The organism is Moorena sp. SIO3A2 (assembly GCF_010672265.1).
GTDB classification, from domain to species: domain Bacteria; phylum Cyanobacteriota; class Cyanobacteriia; order Cyanobacteriales; family Coleofasciculaceae; genus Moorena; species Moorena producens.
Genome location: NZ_JAAHHC010000063.1, coordinates 1 through 25,118, shown reverse-complemented (window position 1 = coordinate 25,118; position 25,118 = coordinate 1). Strand labels below are relative to the sequence as shown.

General features: G+C 42.7%; 30 protein-coding genes and 1 pseudogene. 18 read left to right on the top strand and 13 right to left on the bottom strand.

Annotated elements, in window-relative coordinates; all coding sequences use genetic code 11:
• Positions 1-182: 182 nt before the first annotated feature.
• The gene (locus tag F6K64_RS33985; protein ID WP_287267706.1) at positions 183-737 is read right to left on the bottom strand and encodes a hypothetical protein; all 555 of its coding nucleotides are present in this window, start codon (positions 735-737) and stop codon (positions 183-185) included.
• Positions 738-830: 93 nt separating this feature from the next.
• The gene (locus tag F6K64_RS33980; RefSeq protein ID WP_287267704.1) at positions 831-1,145 is read right to left on the bottom strand and encodes a hypothetical protein; all 315 of its coding nucleotides are present in this window, start codon (positions 1,143-1,145) and stop codon (positions 831-833) included.
• Between the two features lie 297 nt (positions 1,146-1,442).
• Between F6K64_RS33980 and F6K64_RS33975 the strand changes: the two genes are divergently transcribed.
• The 6 genes from F6K64_RS33975 to F6K64_RS33950 all read left to right on the top strand — a co-directional run bounded on the left by F6K64_RS33975 (position 1,443) and on the right by F6K64_RS33950 (position 5,011).
• Positions 1,443-1,733, top strand: a complete 291-nt coding sequence (locus tag F6K64_RS33975; protein WP_287267702.1) for a hypothetical protein — start codon at positions 1,443-1,445, stop codon at positions 1,731-1,733.
• Positions 1,734-1,737: 4 nt separating this feature from the next.
• The gene (locus F6K64_RS33970; protein ID WP_287267700.1) at positions 1,738-2,310 is read left to right on the top strand and encodes a hypothetical protein; all 573 of its coding nucleotides are present in this window, start codon (positions 1,738-1,740) and stop codon (positions 2,308-2,310) included.
• Positions 2,311-2,398: 88 nt separating this feature from the next.
• Positions 2,399-2,887, top strand: a complete 489-nt coding sequence (locus F6K64_RS33965; RefSeq protein ID WP_287267698.1) for a hypothetical protein — start codon at positions 2,399-2,401, stop codon at positions 2,885-2,887.
• A gap of 100 nt (positions 2,888-2,987) precedes the next feature.
• On the top strand, positions 2,988-3,581 hold the full coding sequence (locus tag F6K64_RS33960) for a hypothetical protein (protein ID WP_287267696.1): 594 nt from the start codon (positions 2,988-2,990) through the stop codon (positions 3,579-3,581).
• A 300-nt stretch (positions 3,582-3,881) separates the two neighbouring features.
• Complete coding sequence (locus F6K64_RS33955) at positions 3,882-4,337, top strand: hypothetical protein (protein ID WP_287267695.1); 456 nt, start codon at positions 3,882-3,884, stop codon at positions 4,335-4,337.
• Between the two features lie 482 nt (positions 4,338-4,819).
• Complete coding sequence (locus tag F6K64_RS33950; RefSeq protein WP_287267694.1) at positions 4,820-5,011, top strand: hypothetical protein; 192 nt, start codon at positions 4,820-4,822, stop codon at positions 5,009-5,011.
• A gap of 146 nt (positions 5,012-5,157) precedes the next feature.
• Here F6K64_RS33950 and F6K64_RS33945 read toward each other — a convergent pair whose 3' ends face one another.
• Positions 5,158-5,493: a hypothetical protein gene (locus F6K64_RS33945; protein WP_287267693.1), complete on the bottom strand. Its 336-nt coding sequence runs from the start codon at positions 5,491-5,493 to the stop codon at positions 5,158-5,160.
• 672 nt (positions 5,494-6,165) lie between these two features.
• On the opposite strand from F6K64_RS33945, the gene F6K64_RS33940 reads away from it, so the two are divergent.
• Positions 6,166-6,288 (top strand): hypothetical protein, encoded by a 123-nt coding sequence (locus tag F6K64_RS33940; RefSeq protein ID WP_287267692.1) that lies wholly within the window; start codon positions 6,166-6,168, stop codon positions 6,286-6,288.
• Positions 6,289-6,298: 10 nt separating this feature from the next.
• On the opposite strand, the gene F6K64_RS33935 is transcribed toward F6K64_RS33940, so the two are convergent.
• Positions 6,299-6,922: a hypothetical protein gene (locus F6K64_RS33935; protein WP_287267691.1), complete on the bottom strand. Its 624-nt coding sequence runs from the start codon at positions 6,920-6,922 to the stop codon at positions 6,299-6,301.
• A gap of 183 nt (positions 6,923-7,105) precedes the next feature.
• Between F6K64_RS33935 and F6K64_RS33930 the strand changes: the two genes are divergently transcribed.
• Complete coding sequence (locus F6K64_RS33930; RefSeq protein ID WP_287267689.1) at positions 7,106-7,600, top strand: hypothetical protein; 495 nt, start codon at positions 7,106-7,108, stop codon at positions 7,598-7,600.
• Positions 7,601-7,924 carry a hypothetical protein gene (locus F6K64_RS33925; RefSeq protein ID WP_287267687.1) on the top strand — a complete coding sequence of 108 codons (324 nt, stop codon included), beginning with the start codon at positions 7,601-7,603 and terminating at the stop codon, positions 7,922-7,924.
• A 16-nt stretch (positions 7,925-7,940) separates the two neighbouring features.
• Here F6K64_RS33925 and F6K64_RS33920 read toward each other — a convergent pair whose 3' ends face one another.
• From F6K64_RS33920 to F6K64_RS33905, 5 genes are all read right to left on the bottom strand, one after another.
• On the bottom strand, positions 7,941-9,794 hold the full coding sequence (locus tag F6K64_RS33920) for a 3'-5' exonuclease (protein ID WP_287267685.1): 1,854 nt from the start codon (positions 9,792-9,794) through the stop codon (positions 7,941-7,943).
• A gap of 268 nt (positions 9,795-10,062) precedes the next feature.
• Positions 10,063-10,524: a hypothetical protein gene (locus F6K64_RS38600; protein ID WP_353815428.1), complete on the bottom strand. Its 462-nt coding sequence runs from the start codon at positions 10,522-10,524 to the stop codon at positions 10,063-10,065.
• Between the two features lie 133 nt (positions 10,525-10,657).
• The gene (locus F6K64_RS38595) at positions 10,658-11,446 is read right to left on the bottom strand and encodes a DNA cytosine methyltransferase (RefSeq protein ID WP_353815437.1); all 789 of its coding nucleotides are present in this window, start codon (positions 11,444-11,446) and stop codon (positions 10,658-10,660) included.
• 414 nt (positions 11,447-11,860) lie between these two features.
• Positions 11,861-13,078, bottom strand: a complete 1,218-nt coding sequence (locus F6K64_RS33910) for a hypothetical protein (RefSeq protein WP_287267683.1) — start codon at positions 13,076-13,078, stop codon at positions 11,861-11,863.
• Positions 13,079-13,383: 305 nt separating this feature from the next.
• The gene (locus F6K64_RS33905) at positions 13,384-13,656 is read right to left on the bottom strand and encodes a helix-turn-helix domain-containing protein (RefSeq protein ID WP_287267682.1); all 273 of its coding nucleotides are present in this window, start codon (positions 13,654-13,656) and stop codon (positions 13,384-13,386) included.
• A gap of 36 nt (positions 13,657-13,692) precedes the next feature.
• Here F6K64_RS33905 and F6K64_RS33900 point away from each other — a divergent pair.
• Together F6K64_RS33900 and F6K64_RS33895 are read left to right on the top strand one after the other, a co-directional pair.
• A pseudogene (locus tag F6K64_RS33900) lies at positions 13,693-14,079 on the top strand (tyrosine-type recombinase/integrase); the annotation flags it as partial.
• Positions 14,080-14,794: 715 nt separating this feature from the next.
• Positions 14,795-14,929 carry a hypothetical protein gene (locus F6K64_RS33895; protein WP_287267681.1) on the top strand — a complete coding sequence of 45 codons (135 nt, stop codon included), beginning with the start codon at positions 14,795-14,797 and terminating at the stop codon, positions 14,927-14,929.
• 79 nt (positions 14,930-15,008) lie between these two features.
• On the opposite strand, the gene F6K64_RS33890 is transcribed toward F6K64_RS33895, so the two are convergent.
• Together F6K64_RS33890 and F6K64_RS33885 are read right to left on the bottom strand one after the other, a co-directional pair.
• The gene (locus F6K64_RS33890; protein ID WP_287267679.1) at positions 15,009-17,069 is read right to left on the bottom strand and encodes a tetratricopeptide repeat protein; all 2,061 of its coding nucleotides are present in this window, start codon (positions 17,067-17,069) and stop codon (positions 15,009-15,011) included.
• Between the two features lie 75 nt (positions 17,070-17,144).
• Positions 17,145-17,582: a hypothetical protein gene (locus F6K64_RS33885; protein WP_287267678.1), complete on the bottom strand. Its 438-nt coding sequence runs from the start codon at positions 17,580-17,582 to the stop codon at positions 17,145-17,147.
• 287 nt (positions 17,583-17,869) lie between these two features.
• Between F6K64_RS33885 and F6K64_RS33880 the strand changes: the two genes are divergently transcribed.
• The 4 genes from F6K64_RS33880 (at position 17,870) to F6K64_RS33865 (ending at position 20,440) form a co-directional block, all read left to right on the top strand.
• Entirely contained in the window at positions 17,870-18,046 is a 177-nt protein-coding gene (locus F6K64_RS33880) for a hypothetical protein (protein WP_287267676.1), read from the top strand.
• 281 nt (positions 18,047-18,327) lie between these two features.
• Positions 18,328-18,675: a MerR family DNA-binding transcriptional regulator gene (locus F6K64_RS33875; protein ID WP_287267674.1), complete on the top strand. Its 348-nt coding sequence runs from the start codon at positions 18,328-18,330 to the stop codon at positions 18,673-18,675.
• Between the two features lie 260 nt (positions 18,676-18,935).
• Positions 18,936-19,562 (top strand): hypothetical protein, encoded by a 627-nt coding sequence (locus F6K64_RS33870; protein WP_287267673.1) that lies wholly within the window; start codon positions 18,936-18,938, stop codon positions 19,560-19,562.
• 380 nt (positions 19,563-19,942) lie between these two features.
• Positions 19,943-20,440, top strand: a complete 498-nt coding sequence (locus F6K64_RS33865; RefSeq protein ID WP_287267672.1) for a hypothetical protein — start codon at positions 19,943-19,945, stop codon at positions 20,438-20,440.
• Positions 20,441-20,683: 243 nt separating this feature from the next.
• Here F6K64_RS33865 and F6K64_RS33860 read toward each other — a convergent pair whose 3' ends face one another.
• Positions 20,684-21,205: a hypothetical protein gene (locus F6K64_RS33860; protein WP_287267670.1), complete on the bottom strand. Its 522-nt coding sequence runs from the start codon at positions 21,203-21,205 to the stop codon at positions 20,684-20,686.
• 532 nt (positions 21,206-21,737) lie between these two features.
• Between F6K64_RS33860 and F6K64_RS33855 the strand changes: the two genes are divergently transcribed.
• Both F6K64_RS33855 and F6K64_RS33850 read left to right on the top strand, forming a co-directional pair.
• Positions 21,738-22,403 (top strand): HEAT repeat domain-containing protein, encoded by a 666-nt coding sequence (locus tag F6K64_RS33855; RefSeq protein WP_287267669.1) that lies wholly within the window; start codon positions 21,738-21,740, stop codon positions 22,401-22,403.
• A gap of 1,244 nt (positions 22,404-23,647) precedes the next feature.
• Positions 23,648-23,839 carry a hypothetical protein gene (locus F6K64_RS33850; RefSeq protein WP_287267667.1) on the top strand — a complete coding sequence of 64 codons (192 nt, stop codon included), beginning with the start codon at positions 23,648-23,650 and terminating at the stop codon, positions 23,837-23,839.
• Between the two features lie 411 nt (positions 23,840-24,250).
• On the opposite strand, the gene F6K64_RS33845 is transcribed toward F6K64_RS33850, so the two are convergent.
• Positions 24,251-24,430, bottom strand: coding sequence for a hypothetical protein (locus F6K64_RS33845; RefSeq protein ID WP_287267666.1), 180 nt, complete (start codon positions 24,428-24,430; stop codon positions 24,251-24,253).
• A gap of 51 nt (positions 24,431-24,481) precedes the next feature.
• On the opposite strand from F6K64_RS33845, the gene F6K64_RS33840 reads away from it, so the two are divergent.
• Positions 24,482-25,036: a hypothetical protein gene (locus tag F6K64_RS33840; protein WP_287267665.1), complete on the top strand. Its 555-nt coding sequence runs from the start codon at positions 24,482-24,484 to the stop codon at positions 25,034-25,036.
• Positions 25,037-25,118: the final 82 nt, after the last annotated feature.

Genomic DNA, 25,118 nt, shown 5'->3' with positions numbered 1-25,118 from the left:
TTGGGTGAGGTACTTTCGTTATAGGTTTTAGGGAGCAGGGAGTAGGGAGTAGGGAGTAGGGAATAGGGAAGATTGTAACTACTTAATAGATTTCAGAATCTCCTTACAACTCCGCTGGTGCGATCGCCTTTGGCTGCGCGTAGCGCATCGCAGAACTCCTGAACGGTTTCCCCTCATTGGTCTTAACCGTTACATAGGGTAAAAAAGTCGCCTATTGCATCTCTGATGCCTGGATTCACTGGTTCAAAACGAAGGTCTGTATCCCATAAGTTCTCATCGACATCTATCCAAGCAATGGCAATACCGAAATTAAAGTCTTCATCTGGAGTTAAACTTTCTTCAATAGGAGGTTCTCCATACTCCCAATAAACGAATTCTGAATCTGTTCTAATTTCCTCTATCATCTCCCGACTGGTATCAGTTAGCTTACACTGAAACTCGGTATCTTTGAACTCGTCTATGTTATCGACAGTTAATTCAAAAATTTTGTAGATGTCTTCACATCCTGGATACCAATCACAAACGTATGTCATTTTTTTTGGTACAGGAAATCTCATAATTGCTGCCACGAAATTCTCTAAGTCAGTAAATCCAGTAACTGGTCGGTAGCCATTATCTTTATAAAAACTGCCCAGGCGACGCTCTAATTCTGGTTGTTCATTGTTTACTAACCAAATTTTCAGGTCTAACATAAACCGTTCAAAATGACTTCTTGAGGATTTGTACAAGAAAGACATATGATCATCCAAGATTTTAATGCTTTGGCTGTTTATTTCAAAATCTTTAAATTTTACCATTTTGTTCTCAACGGATTATAGCGTAAGACTACACTAGGAAAACTTCAGTCGGGAAAGGATATACTTCACTAATCTTTCCCATTGCTCACTGGATATGCCAGCTTCTTTGAGCTTCTCAGGGGTTATCTCTTCCCCCATCACGAACATCTGGTAGAGGATGACCATGCGATCACAGAACTCCTGAACACTTATCCCCTCATCCTTAAGTTGTTGAAGTATCTCATCCTGATCACTTAACAATAATTTGAACGTCATGTTCTTCCCCCGAGACTTAACTTGAGTTCCGGTGTCATAACCGTTTTTTCCCAATGGATTATTGATTTTGAATCCTTTGCTTTGAGTATTCATACTTATTAAACAAGTTTCATTTGGTGTTGCTGGTAGGCTGCACCGGGCTTGTCCCTGTTTTAGAGAAAATCACCACTATTTTTCTCTAAAACGGAATCAGTCTGGACATGGCACTGGCACGCATTAGCCTTATCCTCAGTATACCATGGTTAGCACTAAAATGCTAGGAAATATTTTTCGAGAAAATGACTTGACATTAGTTTCTATCCTCAGTATACTAAGGATAGAAACGAGAGGAAGCCAAGACCAAAGAGATTCCTCCCGTTGTTAGTCAAACTAGAGACTTAACTCAATATTATGATATACGACCAATCGTTGGACTTCGAGCAAGAATCGAAGATCCGTCAGACTGATGGTTTTGCGGAAGAAACCATGCTCTCTTTCCAGGAGAGGGGATATCAGGATGGCTATTCAGGAAGCTGGAAAGGCCGCTGCGATTACTTCGATCAGTCGAAGCAAGTTTGCCATTCTTCAAAAGTGTGTCGGAAAAACTGCTGGTATATGTCTGGTTTTTCCTCTGGGAAACATGACGCAAAATTCGATAAGCATTGGGCAAAGTTGAACCCTAATTCAAGTACGGAGTTTTGAGAAAATGAATGAAACTAATTCTCAAAATGGGGCAAGCCCAATATTACCTCCAGACCTATCATCTTTGCGAAAGTCTATATATGAGCAGACTACTCGTGGTTGGATGCGAGACTTTCCAGAAATCATGTCTGACTTGTCAGCTCCAATCCCGTTGAAACTTGTTAGTTTCAAACCACTTTATAAAAGCTACCCAGACAGAACTCAAAAGCTGATTGGACGTGCTCCATATCTACGATCATCGACCATATCGTTGATATTAGATTACATTACTCCCGGCTGGAACAAACTTGATGACATAACTATTTCATCCGACATGGTTATTGTCAAGACAAAAATTCAAATCTTGTGCGCTCAAGGGCTTTTTGAACGGGAAGGTTTAGGTTCTGAGCCAACTTCTTCAACTAAATGGGGTGGTCCCATCCCAAAAGCAGCAGCCCAAGCGATGCGCAGAGCAGTGGCTTTATTCGGATTGGGACGGTGTTATTGGGACTCTGAAACGGCACGAGCAACTGTTGCTAGCTATCAGAAAAAATTCGGACTTCCTCCACTTGATGAGTTAAACAAGGAGGCATTCTGATGATGAACTAAGTTCTAACTAATGTAATGCGATCGCACTATCCGCGATCGCGTACACCTAGCAAAAAGTAAAATTAGGAGGTAGTTGTATGAAAGAGCTTGCACGAATAGAGATAGAGCCATTTGTTGAATGGTGTGAATCAAAACACCACATGCTCGAACAGAGCATTTACAGTCAAGATTATAATCGCTTGGTAGTTCCACTTGGTTATAAGTTAGTGAATGTCAAACCACCGAAGTGTGTCAAGGCACATTATGACCCAAGAATGGACAAACTAGCATCAAGATTTTGTCCAGATTGGAAATTGTCACTACTTTGCAAATACGGCAAAGGGGGAGGTGTTAAACCTCACAGAGATACATCAATATACGGCAGGCAAGCTTTTGTAGTAAGCAGCACTGACTATCTATTCATTATTGATGGTTCAGAGTACAATTGTAAGCGTGGAGTTATCTATCAATTTGATTCCAAAAAACTTCATAGCGTGCCACCGTTGGAAGATGAAAGATGGGCATTGATATGGTGGGAACCGTCGAAGCTCTGGAATGAACAATTCCAACAACTGAGTCTTTTCTAACTTCATTGAAGTTAACCCAATAGTAAGCTGCGATCGCGGTACACACCAATAGACAAGTCATCCTAAATTGTAACTAAAATAATACCAAGGATAAACAAGCATGAGTATAATCTCGTTTGCACATAGTGAAATCAAAGAAGGCATAATCGCATTTTTGTCAATAGACATAAAAGAACCTTTATTAACTACTTTATGGAAGCGGATTAATGTAGGTTACAGAAAAAACTATTTATTTGTAAAATATGGATGTAGTTTCTTGTGTAAAGTAACAGATTTGGAGGTTCAGATCTTCCCTGGAGATCATACAGCATACATTCCTGAGTATTATAACAATTATTTTGTGCTTAAAGCGACATGCGAATATCTATCACAATATTACTGTTTGCCCTCCAGAGATATAGGTGTAATTGAATCATGTGATGATTGGAAAACCGAAGGAAACTACTTGGTTGATTATCCAACACTAGCTTGGGAAGATAATTATAACAACATTTTAACTTTAGATTTAAATCACACTTTTCCTGTCAGGGATAATCCTTGTCAGCATCAGCCTCGTCAAAAAATCAAAAGCTGCTATCGCTGTAAATATTATGCAGAAGGAGAACCACTTCTGTGCGCCGTGAATCCATCTTTGTGTTCTAGTATTAATTATTGGGAAAACAACGATTGTATTTACTGGGAAGAAATAAAATAGACTTCTTGCAGTTGTCGGGAACAGGGGACAGGGGACAAGAATTGACGTAAACACTATCAGAAAAATACTTTTGCAAGAGGTCTAATTAATTCCCTACTCCCTACTTCCGCACGGAGCTCCGGGGGTGCCGGGGCGCTGGGAAACCGATCAACCACTTGGCATCACCAGAAACCAGCCCCGTGCATCCCCCGGAGCGGAGTCTTTGCACCCTTCGTAAAATCCCCAAAAGTATTGATTTTTCGTTGATTTTCGTCGTAATCCATGGTATACTGAGGTTAAGACCAAAGAGAAAATAAAGCCATGATTAACTGTTGCATCACAGGACCACGCACAGTCAAACCAGAGCATATCCGAATAATCCAGAACAAGCTAAGCAGCGTATCCCCAGACACCTGGCACATCGGGGACGCCCCTGGGGTAGATACAATAGCCCTACATTTTTTAGAGAAAAAAGACAGGGTGACCACCTACCATGTAACCGGGGAAGAACGGTGGCACTTCGCAGAGCGAAGTACACGGATGATCAAAAACTGCATGAAAAACCCAGGGGAATATAAGCTGTTGGCATTTCCCAACAAACCCTGCCCTGAAGGGGTACAACCAAAACCAACCTTTTATGGGTCTGGCTCAGGAACCTGGGGAACCATAGCTCTCTGTAAATACTATGGTTTTGACATCGACATAACTTTTTTAGAGAAAAATCCGCTGCCCGAATGGCTGAGTAAGCCAACCTACGAACAGCTCTCCCTTTTTTAACAATTTTGCCGACAACTAGGGGCTGGCCGGGGCGGCCAGCCAAAACCAGCCGCCCCGGCCAAAAACCAGAAACCAGCCCCGTGCCCAGCCCCGGCGCAACCCACGACACAACCGAAGCCAGCCGACTGACCCCAACCCAAGACCGAACCGGAGCCAACCCACCTTCGTTACCTCTCCCTCTCCCTCTTCCTCTCCCTCCATTTTTTTAATGGAAAACCCCCCCCTGGAGTTTTTTCGTACGGTTAGGACGGAGTTAGGGAAATTTAGAATAAATTTCACTAACGGAGGTCTAATCGTAGAAAAAATCTCCACACTCCGCCTGGCCGACTAGGCTGTGGTCGCGCGAGGCCATTGGATCTGAGTGTTTTAGAGAAAAAAATTATGCCGAGCGCCGACCCAGCCGGGAACTGCAACACCGATCGGCCAAGTATTTATGCGAAGCCAAGGTATTTATCTAGTTTCCACAGCGCAGCGCGTGTTCGATGGTACTTCACGAATTCGATTTTACCGAAACCCTAGACTTGGTAGCTCACCAAAGGTTTTCTTCCCGTCCATCTTTCCTGTTTGCAATTGTTCCAAAGTACTTTACTGAATACCTGCGATCGCCTTTGGCAGCTCCAAAAGAGCATCGCAATTTGTCAACATTGTCTCAACTAGTTCCAACTGGAAAATAGCTAGCGTAGACCGTCTTCTCTCTTGTTTGCAATTGTACCAAAGTACTTTGTAGCTTTCAGCTTTTAGGGAATTTTGGTATCGTTGATACTGGCATATTCTATTCAAAAAAAAGTAGAGAGATACCTAATGTACCTCTCTACTTCTATTAATCTACAAATACTGGAACTGAAACTATTCCTATATATCTTTCATTATCAATCTCTCGTATCCTTATTTTTACAAAACCTGGTACTACTGTCCACTCACCATTCTCTTTTGTATTAAACTTTAATCCAGTGTCTTCAAGTATATTATCCCAAATTTCCCGAAACTTCATTAATGTCACACCATCTTCAAAGTATACATCTGCTGCATAACCGCTAAAACTGTTTTTACTTCTTCGTACTGTTATCTTATAAGTATTTGCACGATTTCCTGTTAATTTAATGTTCTCTACAGTAAACACTTCTTTATGTAATTTCGTGATTGTATTTCTATGCATTTTCTTCTTCTTCACCGAATTTCAGCTACTTTTAACAAAACGGAGCGTGTCAAGGGCTAGTTGAGGTTGGCGAGGAACGAGCCTAGCGAAACTTGTTCATCCTAGTTGGGATAGATAAATACGGTTCTCGTAGATTTTCTTAGCGAGGAACGAGCTTAGAAAATCAAGAAGAAACCTATTTGTCATCCCAAACTTGGACCCTTGACATGCGTAGTTACAATAGGAAAGCTGAATGAGGCGGGGGTGTGGGGTGTCCCCACATACGGGGTGTGGGGTGTTCCCCACATTACATAAGCCCCAGCTGTTAGGTGCCATCATCTTCGATGTGGCACCGGGACTGATTTGAAATACAGAGAATTATTGAAAAATCTGTGTAATGAACTGTAATAACAGAAAATTATTCTAAATAAAGGTAACGTGATCGCACAAGCTTTCCCCCAAGTTTTGGTTCCCCCTGCCCCTCCATTTGAGACCCCCTCTCAATCGCAAAAGGGGGTTTGGGGGTGTCCCCCATGAAATACGGGGCGTGGGGTGTCCCCACATGAACAGCACAAAATGTCCTTGCGATCGCTATCATTGGCGATGTGTTTACCCTGGGACTACTGTAGTGATTCACCAAAACCACAGGATTGACCTGGTATTGACGCAAGGTACTGGGTTCTGGAAGTGAAGGTGCGATCGCCTTTGGCGGGCTCTTCGAGCCATCGCACAAGCGCGGAAGCTTTCAAGGAAGCCCTAGACCATCCCTTGGTTAACATCTTGATGGCTACCATTGAGGGATGGACAGAAGCTTAGGGGTAAGCTATCAGTTATCATTCCCTGTTCTCTGTTCCTGCTCCACACGCCAGGCAGTTTCCCTCCCAATCTTCCCCGATTTAACAAACAACCAAGACCCTCTCCTGTAGGTATCCTCACCCTTCCTGGTGTGAGGTTTTACCTTTATCAATTCCCTGACCTCCGATGTGGTCAATAACCACCGTTCCTCAGCAGCCAGCTTCAACTGCTGCATGTATTCTATGGGACTCAAGGGCTGCATTCTGTTGATATTGGCTCTCTCAATACCAGAAGCAATGGCATCAATCAACACCTCCAATGATTCCCGTTCTGCGGTCCAAGGACCTGTCCGGTGAACGTCCGGTGAACTGTTCGGTGAACTGTTCGGTGAACTGTCCAGGGAGATACCTTCCTGACTATCTTCCGTAAACCCTTCGGTTAATAATGGCTCAAAATCTTCAAAGGTTCCACCCCTTTCCAAATGGGTGTTTAATCGATCCAATTCCTCCAGTTGTTCACCGGATATAAAGGAGCGAGTCCCCTCTTTGTCGGTCTTGATATTCGCATGTTTCATTCGCTCATAAAGGGCGGTGCGACCTATGCCATATCGGCTTTGTAAATCCTTAACCGGGATTTTGTCTATCTCTTGAGTCATAACCTTTGCTGGATGTTCGCCGGATGTTCACTGAACAGTCTATATCACACTACCTTCGGTGCAAAGGCTTCATCAAGTGGCTTAGTACGGTTCCACCCAGGGAAAGGTTGGTTGTTTTGTCCATAAGTTTTCGGGAGGATTAAGGAAGCGATCGCGGAAAAGTCGAAAAACACTGTTAAGACAATGTACCAATATCAAGACTACAAAAAGCTCCCATTGCCGAACAACTTCCAACTGGAGACCGGAACAGTTAAAGGACACTTTGAAACTGTACTCAAAAAGTGGTTTAACGAGTTTAATAAAGTTTCCTATAGGAATAACGAATTACTGTCCGTTACCACTGAGGTACAGGCAGCTGATATTTTGCTTTGGAAAGCCACCGGGATGGTCAAATGGGTTTCCACATGCTGTGATTTAGACCGACAAGGGGAATGCGAAGAACGAGACGATACTCAACCCATAACCATAGAAACGTCGGTCACAGCAGATTTAAAGGTGATTGATCAATCGCTAGAATTGACAAACTTGCTATTCTTCGAGGAGAGCTACTCTCATGCGATCGCTGATTCAAACTTGTACTTACCAAATCCTGAACCTGATTGTGATTTAGAGCTTTTCTCGTGCTTTCAAGTGGGACAATACAAAAGCGTTGAATGGAAAGAAATGTTTGAGCAGTAAGTGATCACAGTTAATTCGGGAAGATCAAAAAGCGATCGCACTCTAATACCATGCGATCGCATTAAACCCTCAAAAATAACCCCTCCGTGTGTTGCGATGGAGGGGACGGGAGCAGAAGCAGCCCCAAAAGCAGGTATGTGTGCCACGGGGCTGACTTCCCCAGGATATCGCAAAAAACTCCCCGGTCTTGGTCGATGTGTTCACCCTGGGACTACTGTAGTGATTTACCAAAACCAAAAGATTGACCCGGTACCTTGCGTCAGTACTAGGTCAACGGGAGTTCTGGAGGTGGAGGTGCGATCGCCTTTGGCGCAGCTTCGCTGATCGCACTAGGAAAATCTCAGCTTAAAATATCTAAGTGATCGCATTCCCGTAAATCTTTCAAAAATTTATACTCACCCGACCCAAATAAATACAGGATATCTTGAGCGCGAGTCATTGAAACGTAAAGTTCACGTTCAGGCTCGTCAAATTTCACGCCAAACTGCTGTACCCACAAAATAATCACGACTTTGAACTCCAGACCGAGAGAAGACTTGACGGTAATCAGTCTTACTCCTGGATGACGAATGCTGTAATTTCCTTTGTTTTTATTGTCTTTACAGACCCAATAGTAGCCCAAGTCCGACGACTCTAACTGTTGAGTCAGAAAGTTAAACGGTTCCTTTTCCTTTTTACTTTTATATCGATAAATGATAGCAATGTCTTCGGGTTGGTACCCTTCACTGGTGAGTTGCTGAATTTTTGCGATCGCATTTTCAATTTCTGACTTTGGACTCTCACACAAATGCAAGATTGGAGGTTTGCCCTGGCGAACTGCAGCATAGGGTTCAACTAAGGGAAAGACATCATCTTTTTCCTCAATGGAGGATAACTGAACTAAATCCCAAGCAGCGGATAATATTTGCTTAGTGTTGCGATAGTTTTTTTTGAATTTTTTAACTCTGCCCTGTGCCTTAATTCCAACTGACTTCCAAGTAAATTTTTGACGCTTGTAGATACTTTGAACTTTATCTGAAACGATAAGCAAATCGCCATTTTCTGGGTCTTTTAGTGCCTGTTTACAACACGTAAACCAATTTGGATAAAAGGTGTGAGCTTCATCAACAAGTACAGCATCCCATTTTTCTTCTATAGTGAGGTCTGATAGGGCTTCCAAAAGGCTATTACCTAACATTAGGTTATATTCTTCTGAGTCATCATCATGATTGTACATGGGTAATCGACCCATGTTTTTTTTAGCCCAAGCGTTGAAGTGTAGAACTTGAATTCGTTGTTGATATAAAGGATTATCTTCTTCTTCGATAAGCGATCGCAAGTAGGCTGCTAATGTGATGTTATAACACAGAATCAAAATTCGTTTATCGAAGAGTTCTTCGGCAATAAACTTAGCGCGACTAAGTAGGATTATAGTTTTACCTGACCCCACTACGCCACAGAACAATCGATGACCATGACCAAGAGAACGAGCCAACTGTTCCTGTTTATTATCCAGCGTTTTGATTTTAGTTGCATCGGATTTGAGAGAAAATCCAGACGGCACACTTTTAATTGTTGCAGCTTCTTTTCTAATAATAACTTCAGGATGAATGATTCCCCTGATAGTGTTAATTTGGTCGTCTTCCAAACCCATAAACTTAAACCGAACAGTGAACATCTCCTCTAATCGCTTTATCAAAACCTGTTCACCGATCTCATCCCATTTGAGCAATTCATCTTTGTAGACAACTTGAGGCTTTTCCAGAATTGAGTAGATTTTGTTTTCTTTCGCTTTGGCTTCAGAGATATTAGTCATTATCACTCCGAATCCAATAGGAAAGGCCAACTTTCCTTGATAGTCCTCGTCATCTTGACAGAGAATTGAGGAACTTTTAAGTTTATTAAGTAATACATCCCGGTAATCCTTGCCCTGTCTCAATGGGGATTGTTGAGTTTCAATCCGTTTATCACTTCTTTGAATTCTAAAGTCTTGATGACTTGCGTATTGAATTTGGCTAGCTTTCCAACCTTTTACCTCTAGTATTAATAGTCCCAATGTCGGGCCGAGAATTATGAAATCGGGGTAGCGTCTGTTCATGTTGGGTTCATACCATACATGAAAATCATCGGGGAGTTCATCTCTAAGGATTTTGAAGAGTCGTTTTTCTCCACTGCTTGCTTTTGAGGGGATTGCATCTGGAACAATTAATGCCATTAATGGATTCCTTAAAATTTAGGCTTCTGTTGCCAACATAGGTAATAAATTGGCAAAGGTTAACAGTAAAGATATGGATTTTATAATATCTCTGTCTTAGAAATTACATTAAATCTGGTTTTCATACCCCTTTCTAGAGATAAGTTCAACTGCCAGGGTTAACCAGAGACAGTGACGTTTTTTCTCTAAAACAGAATCGCTCCGTCTTAGACCACCCGTTTTTTCTCTAAAACAGAACCACTCCGTCTTAAAGCACCTACAACACTAATCAGCACAGGTCAATACTCTTCCCCAAGACCTTCTCAACTATATAGACATAGTCCTTGCCCTCCCTTTGGGCAGCCTTCACCAAAGGGAGCTTTGAGTGTTTAACCCCAAAGTTTTTACTTTGCCAGCCCTTCTTCGGGTTTACCAGAACCTTGATATTGATTCCCCAATACCAATCAGAGTCAAGCGTGCGATCGCCCTCCACCAGCGGATAGGTTCGCATAACACCATCTTTCCCCCGGCGGTTACTAGTGAACTTGTACAATGTCCCGTGCTGCTTAGACGCATTTGGAAGGCGGCAGCATAAGCGGTCTTCTATAGTTAGTCCAAGCAGCTTCACCTGCTTAAACGGAATTCTGCTGTACTGATCAGCTCCATGCCACCATTCAACGTCTACATAAAAAGTATTTCCCGGAACAGCTCGGATTACTGTCCCTATACGGCCATCTTTGGAAGCAACCAATTGACCAATGGCATGTTCATGGCAATAGTCAACAATAGAGAGTTGTTTATGCTCCTCGATGGACAGCTTTTTTAGAGAAATATCCGTAGCACTATAGTCATTCCCAGGATTTTTTAGAGAAATATCCGTAGCGCTATACCCAGTCCCATCTCTGGTACCAGACCCACTTTGCCGCAGAGAGGGCGAGGGCTGCTTGGGGGACTGATACTGTTTGGCCGATAAGCCTCCTAGCTTCGTTCCTTCCTTTTTGGTTGTAGGGGGCGTGGAGACAAACATCTCCGGTTCCAGATAATCCGGCGGGAAGCCGTGTAGCAATAGCATCGCCTGAACGCTCAATTGTGAGCCATTCGGCAGAAGCCCCGAACTCTTCCACCAGCGTTCGCACTTGGTATTGCCAGCGCCCCTGCCTGATATTCCACGCCCTGTCAGGAGCGTAGGACAGAGAAAAGATTCGGACTCTGCGATAGCTGCCGCCGATCTGGTGGCAGCCAAAGATAATTGGATCCAAGACTTCGTATCCAATCCCTGATACTTTCTCAACCCATGTCTCATATCCCCGGTAGATGAATCCTTCGGGTTGCTCAAGAAGGACCATCGAGGGTCGTCCTTCTTCAACACATCTGATGAATTCTGTATATAGGGAGGACTCGGGATGGTCAAGCCCAGTTTTGTCGCCAGCGGATGATGTCCCAGAACAGGGGAACCCCCCAACCATGAAATCATACTCACCCGGCTTGGGGTGGAAACTCCTGATATCCCCGAAAAGGGGATGGGAGAAGTTCCGCTCAAGGACCTTGATAGCGGAAGGGTCATTTTCCACGGATCCTTCCCACAAGAATCCCCCAATCTGTTCGGCAGCATAGGGGAATCCGCCAATGCCTTCAAACAAACCGATAGTTCTGATTTCACTGAATCCATACATTGGTCTTGATGGTATTGCGTACACGAGCCTCCTCGCTCTAATTCTTCCCCAGTGCTAATGTCTGTCTCACATGGATTCAGATCAGAATCAGGATTGACCTCATACTGCTTGAGATCAAAAAGTTCATATTGCTTATATCGCTTTCGCTTGTATTGTCGTGACCTTCCTTTCTTGAATTTCTGATCCAAATCCATCTGATATGGATTTACTTGAGAATCAGGACTTGTCTGATATTGAGATAAATCGAAAAACTCACATTGCTGATATTGCTTTGGCTTTTGCGTACGCGACCTAAGAGCCTCAAATTCCTCTATGTTTCCGTCCAAATCCCTCTGATGTGGATTTACCCCAGAACTAGGATTTACCCCATATTGAGATAAATCAAAAAGTTGATATTGCATTGTCAATTCCTCCCTACTCCTGCTCTGGATTTGTAGGGAAGCCTGATGGCGGCAAGTACTTTTGTACTAGATTATTGAGTAGTGATTGTTGATAATGTCTGCGGTACTCAGTGAAGTTTTCTGTGGATATCTCAATAAAGCTTTTTGCTGGGATCCAATTCACCTGATCTGGGTTACCCGATGGCTGAGATGGCTGATACTCCGAGTTATCCTGGGGTGGTTGATACTCAGGGTTATCGCACTTCATAGCAATGTACCAGGGCAATATTTGCCCGTTAGTGTACATTACTGTCCATTCTTTGGTAGACCCAGAAGTAAAACGATAAGTTTTAACCTCTGGGTTGTTATTACACCACTCAACAAAACCAGGGGGTGGGGATGGAATTGGATCCTCCTTGACCTGTCCATTAGCCTCAAAGTGCTCATCAACCCCGTCCTTCAGAGACTGAATGAATAGCCCGGTTGGGTTTTTTGCCCACCCTTTCCTTACCGCCTCCTTTACCCGATCTAAGGCGTAGCCAATGTTTGCATAGAAATTGATCATGTACTTCATCACAGCAGCTGGCTTGATCTGAAGCCTCCTCAGCTCTATCTCTGCTGCTGCGATCGCGTAGCGTGGCTCATGGGCGGCGGAACTTACTTCCAGCTCCTCTTTTATATCTTCATTATCATTATCACAAGAGAGGGGAACAACTTCTACCCCTTGGTTTCTTTCTTCTTGGTCTTGATCATTTTTTTCTTCAACACACGGGTGGGTGGGTGGGTGACATGTAGAGTTTTCTATGGAAGGTACTCTTTTATATGATTCAGGCAAAATGTCCGAATCGATACTACCCGGTTTGGCCGAATCGATTTGACCAAAATACTCAAGGATCTTGATGTCCTTGACCTTCTTCTTTAGTTCTGAATAGTTAACTGAGTACCAGTTCACCTGGTAGTATGTCCCGGCAGACAAACGCTTAATGTAGACTAAACCTTTTTCCCGGAGGCTTCTAATAGCCCTGTTGATGGTCTTCTCAGAAACTTTTATCCGTTCTGCCCACTTCTCATAAGTTCTGTAGAACCATCTTTTTCCCTCTATTACATGGTTAAATATCCCAGTCCAGTAGTGAATTTCCTGCAACATGAAAGCTTCCACCTTCCCCACTTCATCTGCAAGTTCTGGTAGAAAAATCAGAGGTCTTTCGTCCGATAGAAGTTTTATCGAACTTTTTGTAGTACAATTCGACATAAGATTTTATTGATCTGTATTTGTCACCCCGTCCTTTCTTCAACAAAAAAGTTTGAGGATGGGGTTTTATTCTGTTTGAAATTTAGATGTGATAATTATATTCCATAAAGCAAGTAAATAAGACAAGTTTAAGATATTTCTTAGTAAACTTAGTTTTTTATTAACAACTATACATGGGGCAGGGTTAGGGGTAAGGGTCATTTTATTGCTTTCAGGGGAATAGGAGATTTAGGGGCTACGGGGTAGTTCTGGTGGATCTGGTTGCGATCGCCTTTGGCGCATCCTGAAGGGACGATCACGAATACTTACTCTGTCTGATATTGGCCAGAAACTTCCCTATGGACAAGATCAATTCGGGCAAAAGACCCATCAACTTCCTGTGTTAGATCTGAATCGTAGTTAAACACTACTCCAAAATCTACACCAAGAGCTGCCTCCAGTCGTCTTAACGTGTCTTCTGGGATACAGGTCACTGTCCCGGTTAATATCGAATAGATGCTAGCCCTTGGTATGCCAGATGCTTTAGAAACCTTTGTAATTCCTCCTTTTACCGATGTAACTAATACCCCTTGAATCATTACCTGCTTGGAACTCCTTCAGGCGATGCGCTATGCCAAGTATGGAAGGGTAAGGGAGGGAAGGATAGGACGGTTTATTTACCGGAAGGTGCGATCGCGTTTGTTGATGATTGGTTGAGCACGAGGGGTAATCAACCAGGGGCGCTCTTGTGCCCAATACAGAAAGGTGGACAGATACAGTACAGAAAAATGACCCCCCAGGCCGTGTTATTGATTTTGCAGAAGCGGGCTAAAGAAGCTGGGGTAGAGTCCTTTTCTCCCCATGATTTTCGCAGAACCTTTTGCTCTGATTTGCTCGATGCTGGGATTGATATTGTGACGGTACAAAAGTTAGCAGGTCATGCTTCCCCTGTGACTACGGCTAAGTACGACCGGCGGGGTGAGGAGGTGAAACGGAGGGCGGTGCAGAAGTTGGGGTTTTAGTAGGGGGGGTGAAAGTTACAATACTTCCTGAGGTGTGATCTACTGAAAGAGACGTATTTCGCGTGGACATGCAGCAAGCGTGAAACGGGGAAGAGACAGAACTACAACAGAACTACATAAATTCCGCTAATTCCCGCTGGGGACATCTTATCAAAGGTAATCCAACTAAAACCATTGCCACACAGAGCTTACAGCTGAAGTTCCCCCGTTCATTTGTACTACTATGCTAGTTAAAAGCTCTCCCCATAAGGGATATAGCGATTGAGCAAAAAAATTGTGTACCCATGTTGGTTCTTGAAGTATGTCTGCAATTGGAATATAATCCAACTATAGGCACTGGTAGCATTTTTATTTGAGAACCAAATCGCTCAAACGCCCTTCAGATAAACGTTGTGAGCATTCTCAATAAAACTGTACCCAGTAGCAATAAGTACCGACAAGCCTAGGAACGCTACAGAGCTTGGGATTGAGGTTTCGAGTAGTTCAAACTTTGGGGGAACTTCAGTTACAGGCTAATTTTTACCCCCTCAGTGGCATAACTTAGCCGTGATTATCGGTTAAGGTCGAAATTAAAAGGGAGCATTTAGGACGACGGATTAAGATATCGGGAGTGCAATGGGCACAAGACAATGTCCCGCAGGTGCGTGAGCCATCGTTGTGCTTATCTGAATGGGTAATTCTCTGTTAGGAGTCTCGCAAAACTGGGATGCACTCCATGGCACTTTATGGTAGCTTCCCTAGCATTACGCCAGAAAGTCGTTCGCGCTATGTCCTGCCGAAGTCTGAGCAGTTGTTTACTGAATGGCTAGAAACTGAGCAATCAAAATCCGCTTTTGCCGTGATCGCTTAAATTATTCTCAATAAGCAAGGCTTAATACGATTACTTGAGGCTTTATTGAGATTGAGACGTTTTTATTGACAAAATGCGTTTACCCTGCTTCAGTATCACGTAAACTTTCAAGGTTTTTGCGAACTATTTTGGTGTCAGGATGCTCATTACCTAAGAGCTTTTTCCTCAATTCAAGTGCTTCGAGATAGAGAACTTCGGCTTCATCATACCTACCTTGTGAATAGTAGAGTAATGCCAAATTATTGATGCTACTAGCCACATCGGGATGTTCATTTCCGAAGAGCTTTTTTCTCAATTCAAGTGCTTCGAGATAGAGAGGTTCTGCTTCCTCATACTTACCTTGTGAATAGTAGAGTAATGCCAACTCATTGATGCTAATAGCCACATGCGGATGCTCATTACCTAAGAGCTTTTTTCTCATCTCAAGTGCTTGGAGACAGAGAATTTCCATTTCATCATACCTACCTTGTGATGAGTATAGTCTTGCTAGATTGTTGATGATAGTAGCAACATCCGGATGCTCATTACCTAAGAGCTTTTTCATCAATTCAAGTGCTTCGAGATAGAGAGGTTCTGCTTCTTCATACCTACCTTGTAAATCGTAGAGATATGCCAGATTGCTGAAGTTAGCAGCCATATACGGCTGCTCATTACCTAAGATTTTTTTACTCAATTCAAGTGCTTCGAGATAGAGAGGTTCTGCTTCTTCATACCTACCTTGTGATGAGTATAGTTTTGCTAGATTGTTGATGATAATAGCTACATCCGGATGCTCATTATCTAAGAACTTTTTACTCAATTCAAGTGCTTCGAGATAGAGAGGTTCTGCTTCCTCATACCTACCTTGTGACTCGTAGAGTCCTGCCAGATTACTGATGCTACTAGCCACATCCGGATGCTCATTACCTAGACGATTTTTTGTCTCCAAACAACAATCTTCATACCACTTAACTGCTTGAATATAAGCTCCTTGCCCCCCATAAAAACGACCTAAACCTAAAAAAGACCAGATTAAATCTTCATCTTTTAACCACTTTTTTTGAGCTGTTGCTGCTTCTGTTAGGTGAGGAATAATTGGAGTGGCTTTGGCAATATCTCGCTGAGTTGGTGTATGGGGAATTTGCTGTGCCTCTGTCACCATCACTTGACAAAACCTTCCCTTCAGTTCGTCGGATTCTACTAATTTTTCCAGCTTGCTGCTGAAAAATTCTCGAATTAACTGATGTAGTTGGTAGCTGCCTTGACCACGCCGTTCTAATAGACTAAGACTCAACAAAGCCTCATCTCTTAGGTCTTCCAAATCTTCCTGGTCTTGCTCCGGTAAGCACTTTTCCACTAATTCCCAATGAATAGGGGCTAAAGCCAATATACTCAGTAAACATCCTAACTGTTGGGCTTGTTCGTCAAGTTCAAGCCAACTCAACTCAAAAGCGGCAGCTACTCCCCTTGAGGCTGTCATATCTCCAGAACGTTGCTGCAATGAGCGGTGTTCCAATCCCAATTTTTGCCGCATTTGAGCCACAGACCAATCTTCTTTGCGTTTCAAATATCGCCCTACTAACTCTAATCCCAAGGGCAAATATCCCAATTCCTCACAAAGCTGTTTTGCTTCGTTGAGTTCCCTTTCGATACGCTCTTGTCCAACAAATGATACCAACAACTCTAAGGAGGCGTCCTCCGACAGAACCTCTAAGTTCAGTTGCTCAAATGACTCTCCTAACCATTTCCGCCTCGTGGTAATCAGTACCTTGAACCGTGATTCTGCTGGAGGTAAATAAGATTTTACCTCTTGGTAGTCCCGAACATCATCCAGCACCACCAGCACTCCCCCTTCTTCCCAGTGTCGCCAGCAGTAAGCAACTTGTTCTGGTAATTTTAATCCCTCTGGTATCTGCACATCCAACTGGACTTTGGCAAAGCTGACAATTTGTGTTCCTATCTCAGCTTCTGCTGCTTGTAACCAGCACAAACCACCAGGGTATGTTCCTTGCTGTTCATGATGCAGAGCGTATTGCAGTGCTAGTTCCGTTTTCCCCACCCCTCCCATACCGGAGAGCGCACAAATGGCAACTCGCTCTGTTGCCTGCAACTTTTGATGTAGGCTTGAGAGAGTTTCACTGCGTCCCACAAAATTAATCACACCGCTATGTGGCAGATTGTGGGGTGTTCCTGTAGGGGGATTTAACTTTGTCCGCTCCCGTTCGGACGACTCCAGTCAAATGCTAATATTCTGATTTTCGATCTTTATTGAAGCGTTTTCGCCTTGAGCCAAATTAACAACTTTTTCTATGGTGTTGATGAAAGTCTGCGTATTTGACTCTTGAGACTTAATCGCCTCTATAACCTTTTGCATAGTTGATGCCAGTTGCGAGTTTTCTTTAACCGTCGCTTCTATCGCTTGCACTACTTCAGCAATTTCTGGCTCTCTCTCGGCTACTGCCTTTACCTCTAGCACTGCTTGACCGAAATTTAGCGGTTCTTCCTTTACTTGCTCAATAGCTGTGACTGTTTCAGGTGATTTTCCTCTGAGACATTGGAGTAATGTTTCTCCTTGGTCAAATAGCTTCTCTCCAAATTTTTCTCCAGTCTTTTCCCAGGCTTTTGTCAGAAACGGTACAGCCAAGACAGCAACAGCAATTTCCAGAGGTTCCATCAGTACTCTTCACCACCAGCACAATGACGACTTAGCTCCATCATAGCCAGTAAGTTTCAATGGTGTAAGTAATCTTTCTGTAATTTGACCTCCTAGCAGAATAATCATGCGATCGCTTTATCCCTGTCTTGCCCAGAGAGAAAGCCACGTCAGTTTTCCAATTCAGAATTGCAAGGCATCAGAAGATGGGCTATAAAATTACTATTTCTGTTAAGGGGGATTATCGGCACTACAAATCCCGAAAAATTACGCCTACGAATTGACCTAGTTCCTATCTTGTGTCGGTATTGGCGGGAAATGTTTTTGTGTGTTCCATAGCTTGGCAATCATCGATGCTGCTGGTTTCCCTCCATGCGGAACGGATTTGGTACATCACAGCTTTTCAGTGGTCCAGATTCTCCCTGAAATCCCTGCATCCATGGAAGCGATCGCGTCTGGGATTTGGTCGGAAGTTTTCCTGTTGATTACCTGGAAGCCTGACGGTACAAGACTTCCAGGTAACCTGGGATACCCCCTCCAGCTGGCAACACATTCAGCTCAGCTGAAACCCCCTCCACTAAAGCTTTTGGTGAACTAGCTGCAAATCTTCGGACAGCTTAAGTCTGATCGAAATTCACCGAGCCATAAGGGTTTCAACATGAAGCTTCCTAGTTATGTTTGCCCACTTTTTTCCTTGTCTTCTTCGTTTTCCGGAAAAATAGGTAGAGTTAAAGTACACGTCCAGTACAAATGAGGTACTTTAACCATGCGATTAGTAACACCCAAGGAAGCCTGTAAAATTCTTGAGGTGCCCATGTCAATGCTTGAAAAGATGGAACAGACAGGGTTGATCAAAATGCGCAAAACTCAAAACGGAGTCCGCAGGTTTGACATTGATTCGCTGCCAGGGAGTCTCAAAAAGTTGGTCAATCCTGAAAGACTTCCGGAAAACAAGAAGGTAAACGGTCTTGTCAAACCAAAAGAAGCAGCTATAGCCCTAGGGGTGACTGATCGGACATTAAGGAACTGGGAGGCTGCTGGCAAAATCCAGTCCACTAAGACTAGTAATGGCCGGAAGTTCTACGATCTTGATTCGGTAGTCTACGAGGGCTAGATTATCGTTTTCCGGAAGGCAACCAGGCAATTTACCGTGAGTTGCGCAGACCTCTGTCTCAGATATATCAAGCACTATAGCAATATTTATCCTTTTTTTAAAATTAACGTTTTCCGGAATACGCTGTGAGAGAATAAAGACAAAGCAACTGCACCGATTAACCGAGGGAACGAATCTTTTTCCGTGTGGGTTGGGATTTGATTTTCCCCCAAATTATGTGCGATCACGCTTGTTAACCGTAAAGCTTAACCTATCAAGCCATGCCAACATCAACCACTTACCTAATCTTCCAGAAGTTCAATATGAGGGACCTACCAGAGGGCGGGAAAGAAGTCTTCTTCGATCCGGAGCACATCGGCTTTCAAACCGTGGAAGCAATACTGGATGGATTTTCTCCACCTGTTGCGATCGCAGACAAACCGACAATTCCAGGGGTGCTGATGTTCCCTTATGCTGTTCGAGTGGTTTTCACTCACAAGATCTTTTCATGGAGCCGAGATACTGCCAATACCGATCACCTCAACGAATCCCTGCAATACTTTGCTTTGCATCAGGGATATGCAAATGCTGTGCCCATTGATGCATCCCCTAGGAAGTGGAGAAAGGTAAAACCAGATGGATTGATTAACCCGATCTACTTCACACTTAACAAAACCAAAGACAAAGACTTGAAGCCGGTAAGCGATCGTCATAAACCCCTGATAGATGCAGTTTTTGATGTCCTAGTTAAGCGGGACAAATTCGGGAAGAGGTTAGCTCGGAAGTTGGTAAATTACCTGTTTAGAGATGATTACCGCCGGAGTGATATCACCTCTACACTGATTAATCAAATTGTTAGGTGTCCAATGATGCAGAATTGGAGAGGAGATCCACAGTGGTTTTTCTAAGGTTGGTGGTCGCTCCGGAAGCGTTCGCAAAGCGTGGCCTACGGCCTCAGCTTCCGCGCTTGTGCGATGGCTCAAAGAGCCCGCCAAAGGCGATGAAGCGTTCGCAAAGCGTGGCCTACGGCCTCAGCTTCCGCGCTTGTGCGATGGCTCAAAGAGCCCGCCAAAGGCGATCGCAATAAAATGGATAGTTCCTGTCGGGCATTACTACTATGGTATGCTCAAAATACACTACCCGTGACGAATAATGAGATTATTAATTTAATTAATACTTATACAATTGGCCATTAATAATGGTATGATCATTCGACAAAATAAAAGTTAAGATTAACGATATTTTTTCAGTTTCTGGCAAGATAATTACTGAAAAAATAGGGGTGTTAATGGTAACATCTATGATTGGCTTAGTTGCTTTTTCAGCTGACAAAATTGTTGAAAATATTAAATTTGCAGCTAATCGAGCTGACCAACAAATTTCAAATTATAATCAGCTGGCAATTAACCTTTCTAATTACATGTTTCGTACAGAATTAGTGGTTAAATTCTATAGCAAAGGATGGACTAGAAAATCATCACTTGAGAAAGTCGGAGAACCATATAATAACGCCATTATACAATTGCGCAAACGAGAGTATGTTAATTTAGCTTTGGTTCATAGATTATGGGGGAAAAAATCAGCTGATGATTTTACAGAAATAATGAGTTTAGTCAAACAGATCGACGATTTAATTCATGAACTTAATACCGAAGCAGGAGCTGTCGTGAGTGGAAAACAAGAAACAGCCAACCTGGCAGTTACCAAACCAATAACAGATAATATAAAACCTTTAGTTAAGGATTTAGAATCAAAAATACGTTTATTTTTAATAAAACTTTACTAAGCTATACTTGAATAGGTTAATCGTCAATAGGTTAATCGTCTCTTTTTAAGCAAAAAGTCCATACTCGGTCGAGTGCCCACTGGTCTCGCAACCGTCGAGCTAGCTGAGACCAAGGGTGGGATGGACGCGGGGATGCGATTAACCTTTGGTCACGCTACGCGATGAAGCAAAGCTTCCGCGCTTGTGCGATCAGCTTCGCTGCGCCAAAGGCGATCGCAAGTGTTTCCGTAACGCTCTAATACTCTACCAAGTTACATGACTGTATTCTAGTAGTTCTTCTAGATGAGCGATGGTCTCTTCAATGAGTTCTTTCTTTTCTTCAGAAAACTCACCATGAACGGTAATCATTTCTCTTTCCTTATTGATCGTGATTTTGCTATCAATTAAAAGACTTCCTAAGTGTTCAAGTGTTCGTTCAATTCGAGGGAGTTTATTTTCGGTAAATTTGCCTATCATAAGAACCCCTGGTAATTGGGAATAAGATGTATCTTTTGGAGATAAAATCAAAGGAGAAGTATCAGTATTCGTTTTTTTGCGAATATAGCCGTCTTCCACTTCTAAATTCAATTTTCCCATCAAAGCGTAGAAACAAGATGGAGAAATGTTTAAGCCTTTAAGAAAGCGTTTAACCGTTGATACAGATGTACAAGAGTGATCAGCCCATGCCTCTTGTGTCCAGCCTTCTTCAGCAAATGCTTTTCTAACCGCTTTAATACCTACATCAGATAACCCTATAGAATTGGTGTTACGCTTCTTCTTGCTCATTAGAATTCATTCCCACACAAAGAACAATATAGCGGGTTATACTCTAATGAGGTACACATAAGCATGAATTCTAAAGCTTTTTAGCTTCAAAATGTACCTCACCAGACAAAAAACGCTACAGATACAAATAAGCTGCCAAGCTTTAGAACCGATACTAACATTTAAAATCTTAAATGTGTTTTCACTGTGGGGGTCATTTAAATTTAACAAAGTGAGCTATAAGTCAACCCTAAGTGAACTAATCTGGTCTTAAATTTTCACTATCACAATGTAACAATTGTGATAGTAATCCAGAGTTAAGCTGATCTGCATTTAAATCGGTTCGGTTCCCCCCCTTCCGCGCGGGGGTGAGGGTTAATTCCTGTGCCCTTTGAGTAATTTAGATATCCCAATTTAAATGCTGAACAGCGACGACTCGTCTTGTCATTATTCGGATTCTGTTATTTTAGATTTAAACAAACATTTATCATGATAATAGATTTATTAAATTGTGATTCAGATGGTATTTTTAAGTAGTATTTGGAGAGGGCAGATGGCAAATCTTGTAATTTATATTCCCCTTTCTATTCCCCCTTCTATTCCCCCTTGTCTTCCCCCTTGTCTTGACCCTTTCGCTGAATTTACATTAGGTCCTTGTGAAGCTGTTATTATTGACTATTCTAAGCTGAATGATGACAACTCTTGGTTTTGGGAGCTTAGTGACTCTAATAAGTTTATTAGTGAACTTTTTATTGACCTTACCCCCCTTCTTCAGAAAGTTTGGAATATTGAAAATTTTAAGTTGAATGATGACAACTTTTGGGAGCGTGTGGATGAAATCATAACACAAGCGGCAATTGAGCCGTTAATTAAATGCCTGGATAAAGACAAATATTCGGTGTGTATTCGTGCGGCAGAAGCTCTTATAAAAATCGGGACACAAGCCACTATTTCTAAACTAATTAATCCCCTTAACAACAAAGAATTGGGAGGATCTGGTTATAACTATGTTTTTAAGGAAACTATCATTGATGACCTCACTGTCAGGTGTACTAACTCATCGATAATACCTACCGTATGTCGTCAGCTGTCTTATTTTCTTGATGGTTTGTCAACTATCATCGTTCGGTTACTAATAGGTCAGTCCATGATTTTTGACTGTTTGAAACCTTTACCATTCAAGTATTTTAGCTCTTTAGCTTTCTTTGATTCTTCCTAAAGTACAGCAGTTTTCAAGGGTGCATCTCATTTTTGCTGTTTGACACAGTGGTGCGTTACGGGGCGGGCTGTCCAAACCCTTGCTACAAAGCGGAAAATGAAGCCCCCCCTAACGCACCCTACGCAACTTTTTTACAAATATGAGATGCACCCGTTTTCAATCGCTCCGTTTAGTATATTTTACAAATCATTTAGGACTGCTATAGCTAGGAAAAATGCTGTAGTAACAGTAACGGCGGATGGGTGAGTTGCTGAATCAACGAATCAAAGGAATAGAGTGGGGATCCTGCCCGCCCGAAAACATCAGGAACGGGCAAGATGCCCATTGGATGCATCTCACTTTTGTTGTTTGATCTGGTGGTGTGTTATGAAGCGGGCTGTCCCAAACTGACCTGGGTGTAAATCTGACTGAAAATTAAGGCCAGCACCCGAAAGGTAAATTACGTAATATTTTCAAAGATGAGACTTATCCTGCCTATTCCACCTCACTTTTAAAATCATTCCATCATTAAGCAACGCCGTAACAGTAGCTAAAATCCCTACTGGAACTACTTGTATACCATTCCCAGTAATTGAACTCTGATACTTATCAAGCTGCCAAACTTAAGTAGTAAGAGTTTTAGACAAATCTTCTTTACGGTGTTTTGCATAACTATCAGGTACGCAGGATTATTTTCCCTGTTCCCTGTTCCCTGTTCCCTGTTCCCTGTTCCCTGTTCCCTGTTCCCTGTTCCCTAAAAACCTAGAACGAAGTAACTAACTGAATTGCAAACGGCTCTAATTAGCTATAATAAGGATACAGAGAGAGTAGTTCTATAAAGCTTCATTCCCGTAATTGAACTTCGATACTTATCAAGCTGCCAAACTTAAGTGTTAAAAGTTTTAAACCGGAAAAAATAGCTTATACGAAATTACTCTCTCTTTTTATTAACTATAGCAACAGTAAATCATTCTCTTGTCCCTTCTGCCATCTGCCTTTTTGCTCCTGCCTTAAAGCAGGCCACTTTTTTCACGAATCAGTAGGATCGCTATAGCTATTACCTATAGCTTACCGAAGAGTTATACCATTTTTGGAATATCAATACCAGGTCTGTTAAGGTCACTTATTTATTAAAAAGTGATTCTTAATAGACCTTTTTGATAGTGACAATTTTATTGCTTTATTTTTAAAATCAAATTATTCAAGTTTGGCAGCTTGATAGGGTGCGTCTCATTCCTACTGCAAACCTATCGGAGTTCAATTTAATGGACAGTAACGAATTTCCCAAAACCATCAACACTACTCACACTGAACAACCTGTGGAATTGTCTTACCCGGTGATTGTTCCCGAAGTACAGCAAGTATTAGCGGAAGGAAGCATCGCGGTAATTACGATACTTTGCTTAGCGGTGTTAGTCCATCAGATCCGGTTGTTAGTTGAGGCTAGCAAATCCTAGTCAAACTTAATTAAACAGGTTAACACCTGCCTATTGTAAATGGATTAGCCCTTCTCCAAGAGAAGGGCTTTTTCTGCATGACCCTCCGCATAGTGAAGGTGAGACCACGGCAATACCCTATGCACATCAACCTACAATACGACCCTCAGCATATAAGCGGCAATATTTAAGAACCTACCATCTATATGACCCTCCGCATAGTGGAGACGCTACGTAATCCCAAACAACTACCTACACATCAACCCTCAGCACACACCCGACACCACCTATCCACAAAACCCCCAACACAAACCCGAAAACAAAAATACCGTGTACCCGAAAAGCAACCTCTGTACCAGAAACTGAGAACAGAAACTCCAGCCATCGAGCTTCAACAACTGGGGAAACATTGAACTAAAAATTTACCGGTGCTCAACTTAACAAGCTATTTCGCTGCTCTATCTCCCCAGACTTAACAACAACTACACCCTCGCCACCAGGAGATTTAACCTTTTCACCAATGGTGGTTATTGATGAAGGCTTGATACAGCACTTGTTCAAGCTAAAATCACCATTGTCATTGAGCAGCGCACCCCAGAATTCTGGGGTCATTCCAGAAATTTTTTCTCAGCACTGTACATAATATGGAATCCCGAAAAAAAAATGTCTAAACAGAATTCTGCACCATCAGACGCGATTCGCCCCGAAACGCTGATGACCGAACTTAGTATTAAAAAAGACGCTTACTATAACGACTTACATTACTTAGAGATAGAAGCACAGACCGATTCAGAAGGTAAGGCTTACCTTACAGAGGAGCAAGCTGACCAAGTCCGTGCTCTGCGAAAGCATGTCAAGAAAACTGGGAAACGAAGTGGTTTCTCTAACAATTCAATCGTTAAAGCTGATGATAGCAACCTCGCAAAAGAGAGCCAAGCTACAACTTCAGAAACCGAAGGAGATGTATACGTTCAGCCAAAAAACCCCACTAAACAGTTTGATATCAACAATTTGATGAGGTCAGCAGCAGAACTTAAAGCTCGTGAAATTGCCATGCCTGACTTGGTCAAAAGAGCTTTGGCGGATAAGATGACTTTGAATGATCTGCCGGAGGATTTGCAACAGAAAGTAAGTGATGCTGAGGAAGCGGCTAACCCAAAATACACTCCCGCCTCGGTAGCAGACACTCTGTTAGCTCAGTATCGAAGCGGGAGTTAGGGAAGGATTTTGAGAGAGCTTGCAGTGCTGTTAGAGCTGGCCACTCTCTCCTGATTCTTGGGGAGGCTGGGGTGGGTAAGGG